The organism is Salinicola sp. 4072, from assembly GCF_036663415.1.
Classification (GTDB): domain Bacteria; phylum Pseudomonadota; class Gammaproteobacteria; order Pseudomonadales; family Halomonadaceae; genus Salinicola; species Salinicola salarius_A.
The window spans coordinates 1-12,663 of the sequence record NZ_JAXOVV010000028.1 but is presented as its reverse complement, the minus strand read 5'-3'; the positions used below and the strand labels follow the sequence as shown (position 1 = coordinate 12,663).

The window sequence follows — 12,663 nt, the reverse complement described above, 5'->3', positions numbered from 1 at the left end:
TGGTCAGAGGGAGATCACACGTCCAGATTGGCCACCAGCGCGAAGCGCTCGATGAAGTCGCGTCGTGGTTCGACTTCGTCTCCCATCAGCGTGTTGAACATCTGATCGGCGGCGACGGCATCCTCGATGGAGACACGCAGCATGCGTCGAGAGCCCGGGTCCATGGTGGTTTCCCACAGCTGGTCCGGGTTCATCTCGCCCAGCCCCTTGTAGCGCTGAATGCTGAGACCGCGCTGCGCTTCCAGCATCAGCCACTCGAGCGCATCGTAGAAATTCGCAATGGGCTTCTGACGTTCGCCACGGGCGATATAGGCGCCCTCTTCGATCAGGCCATCGAGCGTCTCGCCCAGATTGGCCAGCGCGCGATAATCCGCGCTGCGGAAGAAGTCGATCCCCCAGACATAATCCGTGGTCACGCCATGGGCGGTGAGCGCCACGCCCGGCATCCACAGGCCGCGTTCGGTATCTTCCTGGAGCTGGAAGGTATAGCGCGGGCCGCCTTCGTGGGCGATCAGCGAATCCATCTCCACCTGCAGCGCATCGATCCAGGTCTGCATGGTGCCTCGATCACCGAGATTGCTCTCGTCGAGCTTGGGAGCGTGGACCATCTTGCGCAGCACGGCGTTGGGATAGACACGCGACAGACGGTCGATGCGCTTCATCACGTCGCGATACTGGTTGACCAGCGCTTCCAGATGCTCGCCGGCAATGCCCGGCGCATCGGCGTTGACGTAGAGGCGGCCGCCATCCAGTGCCGTGGTGGTGAGATAGTCGGTCATCGCCTGCTCGTCCTTCAGGTACATCTCCTGCTTGCCGCGCTTGATCTTGTAGAGCGGCGGCTGGGCGATGAACACGTGGCCGCGCTCGATCAGTTCCGGCATCTGACGGAAGAAGAACGTCAACAGCAGCGTGCGGATGTGCGACCCGTCGACATCGGCATCGGTCATGATGATGATCGAGTGGTAACGCAGCTTGTCCGGATTGAACTCCTCGCGACCGATCCCGCAGCCCAGCGCGGTGATCAGCGTGCCGACCTCGGCGGAAGAGAGCATCTTGTCGAAGCGCGCCTTCTCGACGTTGAGGATCTTGCCCTTGAGCGGCAGGATCGCCTGGGTACGACGATCACGGCCCTGCTTGGCACTGCCGCCGGCCGAATCGCCCTCGACCAGGTAGAGTTCGGAGAGGCTCGGATCCTTCTCCTGGCAGTCGGCCAGCTTGCCCGGCAGCCCGGCGATGTCCAGCGCACCCTTGCGCCGTGTCATGTCGCGGGCCTTGCGTGCCGCTTCACGGGCGCGCGCAGCGTCGATCATCTTGTTGACGATCGCCTTGGCCTCGTTGGGATGCTCGATCAGGTAGTCCGAGAACTGGCGGCTCAACTCCTGATCCACCGCCGTCTTCACCTCGGAAGAGACCAGCTTGTCCTTGGTCTGCGAGGAGAACTTGGGATCCGGCACCTTGACCGAAATGATGGCCGTCAGACCCTCGCGGGCGTCGTCGCCGGCCGTAGCGACCTTGGCCTTCTTCTGGATGTCTTCCGCGTCGATGTAGCTGTTGAGCGTACGCGTCAGCGCCGCGCGGAAACCCGCCATGTGGGTACCGCCGTCGCGCTGCGGGATATTGTTGGTGTAGCAGAAGACGTTCTCGGCGAAAGTGTCGTTCCACTGCATCGCCACTTCGACGACGATGCCATCCTCGCGTTGCGCCTCGAAGTGAAAGACCGGGTTGAGCGCGGTGCGGTTGACGTTGAGATGATCGACGAACGCCTTGAGGCCGCCCTCGTAATGAAACAGCTCTTCCCGCCCATCGCGCTCGTCGACCAGACGAATCGCCACGCCGGAATTCAGAAACGAAAGCTCGCGCAGGCGCTTGGCGAGAATGTCGTAATGAAACTCGATATTGGCGAAGGTCTCGCTCGACGGCTTGAAGCTGATCTGGGTACCGGATTTCTCGGTCTCGCCGACCACGCTCAGCGGCGCCTGTGGCACACCGTGATGATAGATCTGCTCATGAACCTGATTGTTGCGCCAGATGGTCAGCTTGAGTTGCTCGGAGAGCGCGTTGACCACCGAGACACCAACGCCATGCAAACCGCCGGAGACCTTGTAGGAGTTGTCGTCGAACTTACCGCCGGCATGCAGCACGGTCATGATGACTTCCGCCGCGGAGACGCCTTCGGCGTGGATATCGGTAGGAATGCCGCGACCGTCATCGGAAACGGTGACCGACTCGTCCGGATGGATGACGATCCGGATTTCGCTGCAATGGCCAGCCAGCGCTTCGTCGATGGAGTTGTCGACGATCTCGAACACCATGTGGTGCAGCCCGGTACCGTCATCGGTATCGCCGATGTACATGCCGGGACGCTTGCGCACCGCGTCCAATCCCTTGAGGACCTTGATGCTCGATGAATCGTAGGCCTGTTCGCTCATTGCTCACTCCATGGTGAAATCATTCCGAATGCAGCCGTCCGTCGGCAAGTGTCGATGCCACCACATCCGTGCTTGGCTGCCAGACGTCGGCCAGCGCCTCGCGATCGACGCTGGTGATGAAGACCTGACAACTGAGCTGCTCCAGCCACTGACAGAAGATCCGCCGATGGTTGCCGTCGAGCTCTGCCGGCAGATCATCGATCAAGTAAAGGCAGGTACGTCCCGTCAACTGCTCGAGCAGGCGCCCCTGGGCCAGTTTCAGTGCGCTGACCACCAGCTTCTGCTGTCCCCGCGACAAGACCTCCACCGCCGGATGACGACCCACGCGAATGCGCAGATCGGCGCGCTGGGGCCCCTGCTGCGTGAAACCCATCTGGCGGTCGATATCACGCCCGGCCTCGAAAACCTCCAGCAGCGCCCGTTGACGATCCCATCCTCGCGAGTAACGCAGGGTCAGATCCGGCAACGGCAACAATGCCGCCAGGGTCTCGTCGAACACCGGCACGAAACGCGTCATGTAGCGTTCCCGCAAACCATCCAGCTGTTCGCTCCAGTGTGCGAGTTCACGCTCCCAGATGCGTATCGACTGAAGGTCGATTCTATCATGTCTGAGCAGCGCATTCCGATGTTTCAGGGCCCTTCTGACCCGCTTCCAGCTGTCCAGAAAGTCACGCTCGGCATGGAAAACGCCCCAGTCGAGAAACTCGCGGCGGGCGGCCGGCGAACCCTCGAGGAGACGGAAGGCATCGGGATTGATCAATTGCAGCGGCAGCGCTTCGGCCAGTTGGGTGATCCGCGCGGCACGCTCCCCTCTGATCCGGATATCGAGCTCGGCGCTATCGCGGCGGCGGCGTACCCCGACCGGCAGTGGCGGATCGCCGGCCACCCGCCCGAACAGCGTCATCTCGTCGCTGTCATGATCGATCAGCGACTTGAGCTTCTGGGTACGAAAGGAGCGCGCCATGCCGAGGACGTGAATACCCTCCAGCAGAGACGTCTTGCCGCTGCCGTTGGCACCGCTGATCAGATTGATATGCGGACCCGGCGCCATCTCGAACGCGCGCAGATTGCGCAAGCCGTGGAAACTCAACCGATCAAGCGGCATGGATACTCGGATCGCAGGGCGAAAGGAAATTGGGTCGAAACCGACATGGCGGGTATTCGTCTTCCGACGTCAAAGAAACTGGCGAGCGATGGCCAAGCTCGCCATCTCTCGCGGGTAATCGGCGAGCGTGATGAAACACGCGGCGCACGACGCTCAAAAAGCGAGACATAACAACGGGGTTAGGCGAGCTTTGAGAGCGACGTGCAACAAAGTGGTTCGCACGCGCAGGCATTACCGTTCGTCAGAGGCGCATCGGCATGACGACGTAGCGCGCATCCCCCCCACCCGGCTCTTCCATCAAGGCCGAGCTGTTGGCGTCGGAGAGCGTCATCTGCATGCGATCGGCATCCAGCACGTTGAGCACGTCGATCAGATAGCCGACGTTGAAGCCGATCTCCAGCGCGTCGCCGCTGTATTCGATGCTGACGTTCTCTTCGGCCTCTTCCTGCTCGGGGTTGTTGGCCATCACCTTGAGGTTGTTCTCCTCGAGATGGAGGCGCACACCGCGATATTTCTCGTTGGAGAGGATCGCGGTACGGGCGAGGTTCTGGCGCAGCTCGCTGCGTTCGGCGATGAAGACCTTGTCGCCGCCCTTGGGAATGACCCGGTCGTAGTCTGGGAACTTGCCGTCGACCAGCTTGGAAGTGAACGTGAACTCGCCAGTGTTGGCGCGAATGTGGTTGGAGCCCAGCATCAGCTCGACCGGCTCGTCGCTGCCGTCGAGCAGGCGGGTCAGTTCCAGCACGCCCTTGCGCGGCACGATCAGCTTGCGCGAGGTTTCCATCTCGATATCGGCGCTGCGTTCGCAGACTGCCAGACGGTGCCCGTCGGTGGCCACCGTGCGCACCAGGTGGTTCGCCAGTTCCAGCAGCATGCCGTTGAGGTAATAGCGCACGTCCTGCTGCGCCATCGCGAACGAGGTCGCGTCGATCAAGTATTTCAGCGTTCCGCGCGGCAGCGACAGCGTGGTGTCGTTCTGGCCATCCTCGATGTTGGGGAACTCGGCCACCGGCAGCGTGGAGAGCGTGAAGCGCGAGCGTCCGGCACGCAGCACCACGCGCCCGTCTTCCAGCGAAAAGCTGATGGCGGACTGATCCGGCAGCGACTTGCAGATATCCATCAACTTGCGCGCCGGCACCGTCACCGAGCCGGGCTCGTCGACCAACTCCGGCGTCGCACGGCCGATCAGTTCCACCTCGAGATCGGTACCGGTCAGCGCCAGCTGATCGTTCTGCACTTCGATCAGTACGTTGGAGAGCACCGGCAGCGTCTGGCGGCGCTCGACCACCCCGGCCACCAGCGTCAGCGGGCGCAGCAGGGCTTCGCGAGAGATGGAAAATTTCATTGGGGCTCCGTTGTTGGTTCAATAAGCCTGAAGTCGAATCCAGTAACCGGTGGATCGATCCTGATCATGAGAATAGACGGCGAGAGCCGTCGGGCCGCGCCGCCCCATTCTTGCCTCGGCGGGCGCTACCCGCAATCCCTGTGGTGGCGGAAGTTGGCGGGATGCCGACTCAACTCGTCAACAGCCGCAGCAGATTCTTGTAATCCTCGCGGATGTCCGCGCTCTCTTCCTTCAGGGCCACGACCTTGCGGCAGGCGTGCAATACGGTGGTGTGATCGCGTCCACCAAAGGCGTCGCCGATCTCCGGCAGGCTATGATTGGTCAGCTCCTTGGCCAGCGCCATGGCGACCTGACGCGGACGCGCCACCGAGCGTGACCGGCGCTTGGAGAGCAGATCGGCGAGCTTGATCTTGTAGTATTCCGCCACTGTGCGCTGGATGTTCTCGATGCCGACCTGCTTGTCCTGCAGCGCCAGCAGATCCTTGAGCGACTCGCGGATGAAATCCTGGGTGATCGGTTTGCCCATGAAGTGGGAGTCGGCGATCACCTTCTTGAGCGCCCCTTCCAGCTCGCGCACGTTGGACCGGATCTTCTGAGCGATGAAGAAAGCCGCATCATGGGGCAGATCGACCTCGGCCTGATCCGCCTTCTTCATCAGGATCGCCACGCGCGTCTCGAGCTCCGGCGGCTCGATCGCCACCGTCAGGCCCCAGCCGAAGCGGGATTTCAGCCGCTCCTCGACCCCGCTGATCTCCTTCGGATAGCGGTCGGAGGTGAGGATCATCTGCTGGCCGCCTTCCAGCAGGGCATTGAAGGTATGGAAGAACTCCTCCTGGGAGCGCTCCTTGCCGGCGAAGAACTGGATGTCGTCGATCAGCAGCGCATCGACGCTGCGATAGAAGCGCTTGAAATCATTGATCGCATTGAGCTGCAGCGCCTTGACCATGTCGGCGACGAAACGCTCGGAGTGCAGATAGACCACCTTGGCGTTGTCGCGCAGACCGGCCAGGTGGTTGCCCACGGCGTGCATCAGGTGGGTCTTGCCCAGACCGACGCCACCGTAGAGAAACAGCGGATTGTAGGCACCGCCAGGGTTTTCGGACACCTGGCGCGAGGCGGCGCGGGCCAACTGGTTCGACTTGCCTTCGACGAAGGTTTCGAAGGTAAAGTTGGGATTGAGCCCGCTGCCATGCTTGAGGCTGCCCTCGACCTGGACCTGACGCTGCCCTCCGCGCCGGCCGTTCTCTTCCCGTTCCCGCGAGCGGTCGACCTGTCTTTCCTCGGCCGCCTCGTCAGACCGCGTCGCCGTCTGCACACTGGGCGAGGATGGCCGTTGCGGCGGCCGACTGGGCGCGGAAACGGGGGCACCCAGATCTCGCGGAGAGACCGCGGCTGCCCGGCGACTTCCCACCGTCAAGCGCACCTTGGGCGGTTTGTTGCTGGACGCGACCTCACGCAACAGTTCGTTGATTCGCTTCAGGTACTTGTCGCTGACCCAGTCACGGACAAAACGGTTGGGCGCCAATAGACAGAGTTCGTCCACTTCGCCGTCCTCTGCCTGCAGGGGACGAATCCAGGTATTGAATTGCTGAGAGCTCAACTCATCCTGCAGCGAGTTCAGACATTGTTGCCAGAGAGCGACCGACACACGACCTCACCGAACGTTGAGAAAACGAGAATGGAAAAAACGGGCGCACATTGTAGCGTCGACCTGCCAGGTTATCCACACGAGGGTAAATTCGAGGCAATTGTGGATAAGTTGCCGTCCTTCAGGCCGAAATCTGTGGATTTTCTGGTGATAGCTGCGAATAACCTGTTGCAGGCGCTTGCCTTCATCTTCGAAGGCATCCATCCCGCCCACCGCTAATGCGCAACTTCCCCACAACCTGAATCAACACATAGGCCTTTGTTATAAAGGGGAAAAAACAGCTTATCCACAAACATTATCCCCGTTGTTAACCACATGAGCGACAAGCCCACTTCGGAAACGGTCATCCACGGTACGCCTCCAAGGCCGATCATCGCGGGGTCGCCCAGTTCGGATCCGTTGCGGCACGAGTATCCGACCCGACACGTCAGGGCCCGCGCTCGACCCGTAACAGGGTGTGGATAATTCACGGAAAAATTGCACCGGCACCGCGGATTCACTAGAATTCCCGCTCTTGAGTCGAGTGAGCCCGCTTCCTGCAAACGTGTCGGGCACCCCGCTTCAACCCGTTTTCTTTAGAAATCAACTAATTGGGAATTAGCAGCTATGAAACGCACCTTCCAGCCCAGCGTTCTGAAGCGTAAGCGCGTCCACGGTTTTCGCGCCCGTATGGCCACCAAGAACGGCCGTCAGGTCATTGCTCGTCGCCGCGCCAAAGGCCGCAAGCGTCTCAGCGCCTGATCGGACGCCGAGTGTCCGATCAGCGTTTTCCCCGGCAGTTGCGTCTGCTGAATGCCGGGGACTACAAGCACGTTTTCGACCACGCTCCTTACAAGGTCCATGGTAAAGGATTGCTGGCGTTGGCTCGTCCCAACGCGTTGGGCCATCCGCGGATCGGGTTGATCTTCAGCAAGAAGAACGTGCGTCGTGCCGTCGACCGCAACCGTCTCAAACGCCTCGTGCGCGAATCCATCCGCCATCAGCAGCATCGTTTACCGGCCGTGGATATCGTGATACTCGCTCGGCGAGGGGTACACGAGTTGGACAACGCCAGCGTCTCTCGCCAGCTCAATGGCATGTGGAAGCGCCTGGAAAAGTCCGCTCGTCAGACGCGACAAGACGCTTCGTCATCCTGATCGGACTCCCCCGCGCCGAAAGCCGGGGCGTACCGGCGAATTTTGCCGGTCGACTGCCGATGCCCGGCGCCCACTGACCCATTCCCTTACCGGGCAGACCTCTATATGGATTTGAAACGACTCCTTTTCGTGATTCCGCTGGCCGTGCTGGCCTATCTGCTGATCATGCAGTGGAATCAAGACTATGGTCAGAACGTCGTGAACAACCCGGCGCCGGAGATGGCAGCGTCATCGGGTAACAGCGACAATGGTGAAGGCAGCGCCCTGTCCGCACCGACGGACAGCAACGGCAATGCCAAGCCGATCCAGGATGACATGCCCGCCGGCGCCGATCCGGCCCGAGGCAGCAACCTGATTCAGGTCCAGAGCGACGTGCTGGATCTGCGCATCAATCCCAACGGCGGCGATATCGTCTATGCCGCGCTGTTCGGCCATGATCAGGCGCTCGATTCCAATACGCCTTTCGTTCTGCTCAGCGACAACAACGTGCGCAGCTACGTGGCCAAGTCCGGGCTGCAGATCGAGGGGCATTCGGGTCGCATCCCGTTCACCGCCGATCAGAACAGCTACCAGCTCAGTGAAGGTCAGGACTCGATCAACGTCGATCTGCACGGTAGCGTCAACGGTGTCGACATCATCAAGCGCTTCGTCATCAATCGCGACGATTACGCCATCAAGGTCGAATATCTGATCGACAACGAAAGCCAGCAGCCGGTCACCGCGCGCTTCATCGGCCAGTTGGCGCGTGACCAGAGCGCCGATCCGACCAGCGGTTCGGGCATGGGCATGCACTCCTTCCTGGGTGCGGCCTTCTCCTCGCCGGACGAGCATTACAGCAAGGTCAAATTCGACGACATTCGCAACGGCGACTTCCAGAACCGTGACGTGAAAGGTGGCTGGGTCGCGATCATCCAGCACTATTTCACCTCCGCCTGGGTGCCGAACCCTGACCAGCAGAACCTCTACTACGGCAACGTCGACAATCGCAACCGTACCGTGGCCGCGTTCGCCGGCCCCAACCAGACCGTACAGCCGGGGCAGCAGGCGACGCTCGCCGCGACGCTCTATGTCGGTCCCAAGGTTCAGGAGCGCCTCGAAGCGGTTGCGCCGCACCTCGAACTGACCGTCGACTTCGGTTGGCTGTGGTTCCTGGCCAATCCGCTGTTCTGGCTGCTGGAGAAGATCCACGGCATCGTCGGCAACTGGGGCTGGTCGATCGTGCTGTTGACCGTCTGCGTCAAGATCATCCTGTTCCCGCTGGCCGCCAAGGCCTACAAGTCGATGGCCCGGATGCGCAAGATGGGCCCCGAAATGCAGCGGCTCAAGGAGCAGTACGGCGACGATCGCCAGCGCATGTCCCAGGAGATGATGAAGTTCTACCAGAAGGAGAAGATCAATCCTCTGGGCGGCTGCCTGCCGATGGTCATTCAGATGCCGGTGTTCATCGCGCTCTACTGGATGCTGATGGAGTCGGTCGAGCTGCGCCATGCGCCGTTCATGCTGTGGATCAACGATCTCTCGGCCAAGGACCCGTACTTCATCCTGCCGATCATCATGGGCGGCACCATGCTGCTTCAGCAATTCCTCAACCCGACCCCGCCGGACCCGATGCAGGCGAAGATCATGAAGATGCTGCCGATCGTCTTCACCTTCTTCTTCCTGTGGTTCCCGGCTGGCCTGGTGATCTACTGGATCGTGAACAACAGCATCTCGATCCTTCAGCAGTGGTTCATCACCAACAAGGTGTTGAAGGAAGACGCCGGCGGCGGCAAGGCCGTGAAAGCCAAAGGCTGACGCTGACGTTCGTCGCACTTCCAGACCCCCGCCCCGGCGGGGGTCTGGCGTTTTGATACCTGCCCCCGGACAATACTCGGCCAGGCTTGCCGAACGGCAATGGCCACCCTCGATCCCCTAGACCGGAGACTGCCATGAACATGCCGCTCTACCGACAGGACACCATCGCAGCCCTGGCCACGCCGCCCGGGCGTGGTGGCGTGGGCATCGTCCGCGTCTCGGGGCCGTCGGCCAAAGCCCTGGCGGAGACCATCCTCGGGTATCAGCCGACGCCTCGCTACGCGCACTACGGCGCATTCCAGGGCAACGCCAGCGTCATCGACGAAGGCATCGCGCTCTATTTTCCCGGCCCCCACTCCTTCACTGGCGAGGACGTACTGGAACTCCACGGCCATGGTGGCCCGGTGCTGATGGACATGCTGCTGGAACGCTGCGTGCAGTTGGGTGCGCGGCTGGCGCGGCCTGGCGAATTCTCCGAGCGCGCATTCCTCAACGACAAGCTCGATCTGGCCCAGGCCGAGGCGATCGCCGATCTGATCGACGCCAGCTCTCGTGCCGCCGCGGAAAATGCGCTGCGATCGTTGCAGGGCGAGTTCTCGCAGCGTGTCTCGCAACTGGTCAGCGAACTGATCGAACTTCGTCTTTACGTCGAGGCAGCGATCGATTTTCCCGAGGAAGAGATCGATTTCCTCGCCGATGGCGTGGTCGCCGCCAAGCTGGCGACATTGAGGCACACGCTGGAGACTGTCCGCGCCGCCGCCAATCAGGGCTCGCTGATGCGCGAGGGCATGAGCGTGGTCATCGCCGGTCGCCCCAATGCCGGCAAGTCCAGCCTGCTCAACCGCCTGACCGAACGCGACAGTGCCATCGTCACCGAAATCGAAGGCACGACCCGCGACGTGCTGCGCGAGCATATCCATCTCGACGGCATGCCGCTGCATGTGATTGATACCGCCGGGCTGCGCGACACGCCGGACGCGGTAGAGAAGATCGGCGTTCAGCGCGCCTGGGCCGAGATCGAGAAGGCGGATCGCGTGCTGTTGCTGGTCGACAGCCGAGAGACGGACTCGCTCGATCCGGTGAAGATCTGGCCGGAATTCGTCGAACGGCTGCCCGATCCCGGCCGGCTGACACTGGTGCGCAACAAGATCGACCAGAGCGGCGAAGGCAGCGACGTCGACTTGTCCACAACGCCTCCGGTGATCCGAATCTCGGCGGAGACCGGTGCGGGTGTGGATAACCTGAAAGCGCATCTCAAGGCGGTAATGGGCTTCGACGCCACCACCGAAGGCCGCTTCTCCGCCCGCCGCCGTCATCTCGATGCTCTCGAACGAGCGGCCCAGGCCCTGGCCAACGGTACTGCCCAGCTCAAGGGCGCCGCCGCCGGCGAACTGCTCGCCGAGGATCTGCGCGAGGCCCAGCAATCCCTCAACGAGATCACCGGCGAGTTCACCGCGGACGACCTGCTCGGGGAGATCTTCGGCAGCTTCTGCATCGGGAAGTGAAACGGCCAAAAAGATCGAAAAGCATCCAATAAAATACAAATAAGCCATTGTTTTATAACGAAATTTATTCTATTTCTTTGCAGGCAACTTGATCCGTTTTGCCCCCCCTTGCTCCGTGTGTGCTCCGAGTATAAGTTTTCGGAGCACTCGGAGCACAAAAGGAGCAAAACATGAAAATCACTATCCAGAAACGCGAACCAGACAAGAACGGCCACCGTGCCTTGCGACTGGTCTACTATCACGGTTCCAAGACGGGTCAGAACGGTTCTCGGGCGCAGAAGCGCTCATATGAGCCCCTGAACCTGTTCCTCTACGACAAACCCCGCCTTCCGGCGGAGCGTGAGCACAACAAGACCGTGAATCAGAAGGCTGAGGCCATCAGGGCAAAGCGGCTGTTGGAAATCGAGTCGTCACGACATGGATTGGATGATCGGACCAAGCTTTCTGCCAGCTTCTTCGATTACTTCGACCAGTTGACCGACGAGAAGGCTTCCGGGAGCAAATCCAACCATTCGATCTGGATCTCCACCCGTCATCACCTGCACCGCTACCATGGCTTGTCTGAACTGACCTTTGAACAAGTCGATAAGCGATTCCTGGAAGGGTTCCGGCACTACCTTCAGCATGAAGCTACCACCAAATCCGGTACCAAACTGGCCAAGAACACGACCAGCAGTTACTTCAACAAGGTTCGCGCTGCGCTCAACCAGGCCTATCGGGACGGCATTGTCCGCGACAACCCGGTTCAACAGGTCAAGTCCATCAAACCGGAGAACACCAAACGAACGTATTTGACCCTGGAAGAGGTCCGGGCTCTGACCAAAGCCGAATGCCGGTATGACGTGCTGAGGCGGGCTTTCCTGTTTTCCTGCAAACGGCTGTTTCCTTCACCTGATCGAAGAACAGCTGATCCGCCGGGGTAAACTCTGTACCAAATCGCTCATTGAGCTTATCGACCAGTGTCGATAACTGCACCTCTTCCTCAGCCTGGCCGGTGCCGACCTCGGTCGGGCCATAGAGGGCTTCCGGCTCGCCTACTTTCAGGTCGATGGCTCCTTCACTGATTTTCTGAAGCCGGTAGTACTTTAACTCTACCTCATCATCAACTTGCACCGTGCGGGTATCGGCGGTATAAGGCAGTTTGGTGAGTAGGAAGCGGGAATAGGTGTATAGCTTCTCGTGGTCCGAATCCTGATACGGGATTATCTGGGCAACGAAGCCGTACAGGTTACGGAAGCTGACCAACTGCCCCTTGAACAGGGCCTGGTCTTCCTCGCTCAGTTTCTTAAATCGCTCGACAGCCAGGTTAATCAGACTGTTCAGCTTCTTGTGCTCACCGCCTGTCGGGTTGAGTCGGTTGCGGAACCAGACCTCACACCAAGCGCTCACCTCGCCCTCAGTGAAAATCTGCCAGGTTGACAGCGTGTAGGCCAGGTTATTGAGCTGCTGAGGATCGGTATCCTCTTCCTTGGTGGTCACCTCGTAATAGGGTTTGAACGCCTTGTAGATTTCATCCGGCTCATTCACGAAGTCCAGAACAAAGGTATCTGTCTTGCCCTTGGCCGTTCGGTTAAGAGTTATAGTCAAATCTGGTGGATGGCAGTCAGGCGGCAGTCCTGTCTGACTGATCGGTTACCTGCTCCCCATCCTGGAACCGGACGTTGTTCACGACCAGCTCCAGCTTTCTAAACCCCTTGATGC

At 60.5% G+C, this 12,663-nt stretch carries 9 protein-coding genes; 5 read left to right on the top strand and 4 right to left on the bottom strand.

Annotated features, from left to right (window positions below; translation table 11 throughout):
• Positions 1-14: 14 nt before the first annotated feature.
• The 4 genes from gyrB to dnaA form a co-directional block, all read right to left on the bottom strand.
• The gene (gyrB, locus tag R3F72_RS15880) at positions 15-2,429 is read right to left on the bottom strand and encodes a DNA topoisomerase (ATP-hydrolyzing) subunit B (protein WP_332780147.1); all 2,415 of its coding nucleotides are present in this window, start codon (positions 2,427-2,429) and stop codon (positions 15-17) included.
• Positions 2,430-2,448: 19 nt separating this feature from the next.
• Positions 2,449-3,534, bottom strand: coding sequence for a DNA replication/repair protein RecF (gene recF, locus R3F72_RS15875; protein ID WP_332780146.1), 1,086 nt, complete (start codon positions 3,532-3,534; stop codon positions 2,449-2,451).
• Positions 3,535-3,775: 241 nt separating this feature from the next.
• The gene (gene dnaN / locus R3F72_RS15870; RefSeq protein WP_071232450.1) at positions 3,776-4,879 is read right to left on the bottom strand and encodes a DNA polymerase III subunit beta; all 1,104 of its coding nucleotides are present in this window, start codon (positions 4,877-4,879) and stop codon (positions 3,776-3,778) included.
• A gap of 169 nt (positions 4,880-5,048) precedes the next feature.
• Positions 5,049-6,527, bottom strand: a complete 1,479-nt coding sequence (dnaA, locus tag R3F72_RS15865; protein WP_332780145.1) for a chromosomal replication initiator protein DnaA — start codon at positions 6,525-6,527, stop codon at positions 5,049-5,051.
• Positions 6,528-7,133: 606 nt separating this feature from the next.
• Between dnaA and rpmH the strand changes: the two genes are divergently transcribed.
• From rpmH to R3F72_RS15840, 5 genes are all read left to right on the top strand, one after another.
• Positions 7,134-7,268, top strand: a complete 135-nt coding sequence (gene rpmH, locus R3F72_RS15860; RefSeq protein ID WP_019019264.1) for a 50S ribosomal protein L34 — start codon at positions 7,134-7,136, stop codon at positions 7,266-7,268.
• Between the two features lie 11 nt (positions 7,269-7,279).
• A complete protein-coding gene (gene rnpA / locus R3F72_RS15855; protein ID WP_083387420.1) occupies positions 7,280-7,663 on the top strand; it encodes a ribonuclease P protein component in 384 nt (127 codons plus the stop codon).
• A gap of 105 nt (positions 7,664-7,768) precedes the next feature.
• Entirely contained in the window at positions 7,769-9,457 is a 1,689-nt protein-coding gene (yidC, locus tag R3F72_RS15850) for a membrane protein insertase YidC (RefSeq protein WP_332780144.1), read from the top strand.
• Positions 9,458-9,591: 134 nt separating this feature from the next.
• Positions 9,592-10,962 carry a tRNA uridine-5-carboxymethylaminomethyl(34) synthesis GTPase MnmE gene (gene mnmE / locus R3F72_RS15845; RefSeq protein WP_087720336.1) on the top strand — a complete coding sequence of 457 codons (1,371 nt, stop codon included), beginning with the start codon at positions 9,592-9,594 and terminating at the stop codon, positions 10,960-10,962.
• A gap of 170 nt (positions 10,963-11,132) precedes the next feature.
• Positions 11,133-11,885, top strand: coding sequence for a phage integrase SAM-like domain-containing protein (locus R3F72_RS15840; protein WP_442978362.1), 753 nt, complete (start codon positions 11,133-11,135; stop codon positions 11,883-11,885).
• The last annotated feature ends 778 nt before the right edge of the window (positions 11,886-12,663 follow it).

Coding starts and splice junctions, on each gene's coding strand:
- gyrB (WP_332780147.1), bottom strand. CDS start 2,429: ATGAGCGAACAGGCCTACGATTCATCGAGCATCAAGGTCCTCAAGGGA.
- recF (WP_332780146.1), bottom strand. CDS start 3,534: ATGCCGCTTGATCGGTTGAGTTTCCACGGCTTGCGCAATCTGCGCGCG.
- dnaN (WP_071232450.1), bottom strand. CDS start 4,879: ATGAAATTTTCCATCTCTCGCGAAGCCCTGCTGCGCCCGCTGACGCTG.
- rpmH (WP_019019264.1), top strand. CDS start 7,134: ATGAAACGCACCTTCCAGCCCAGCGTTCTGAAGCGTAAGCGCGTCCAC.
- yidC (WP_332780144.1), top strand. CDS start 7,769: ATGGATTTGAAACGACTCCTTTTCGTGATTCCGCTGGCCGTGCTGGCC.
- mnmE (WP_087720336.1), top strand. CDS start 9,592: ATGAACATGCCGCTCTACCGACAGGACACCATCGCAGCCCTGGCCACG.
- R3F72_RS15840 (WP_442978362.1), top strand. CDS start 11,133: ATGAAAATCACTATCCAGAAACGCGAACCAGACAAGAACGGCCACCGT.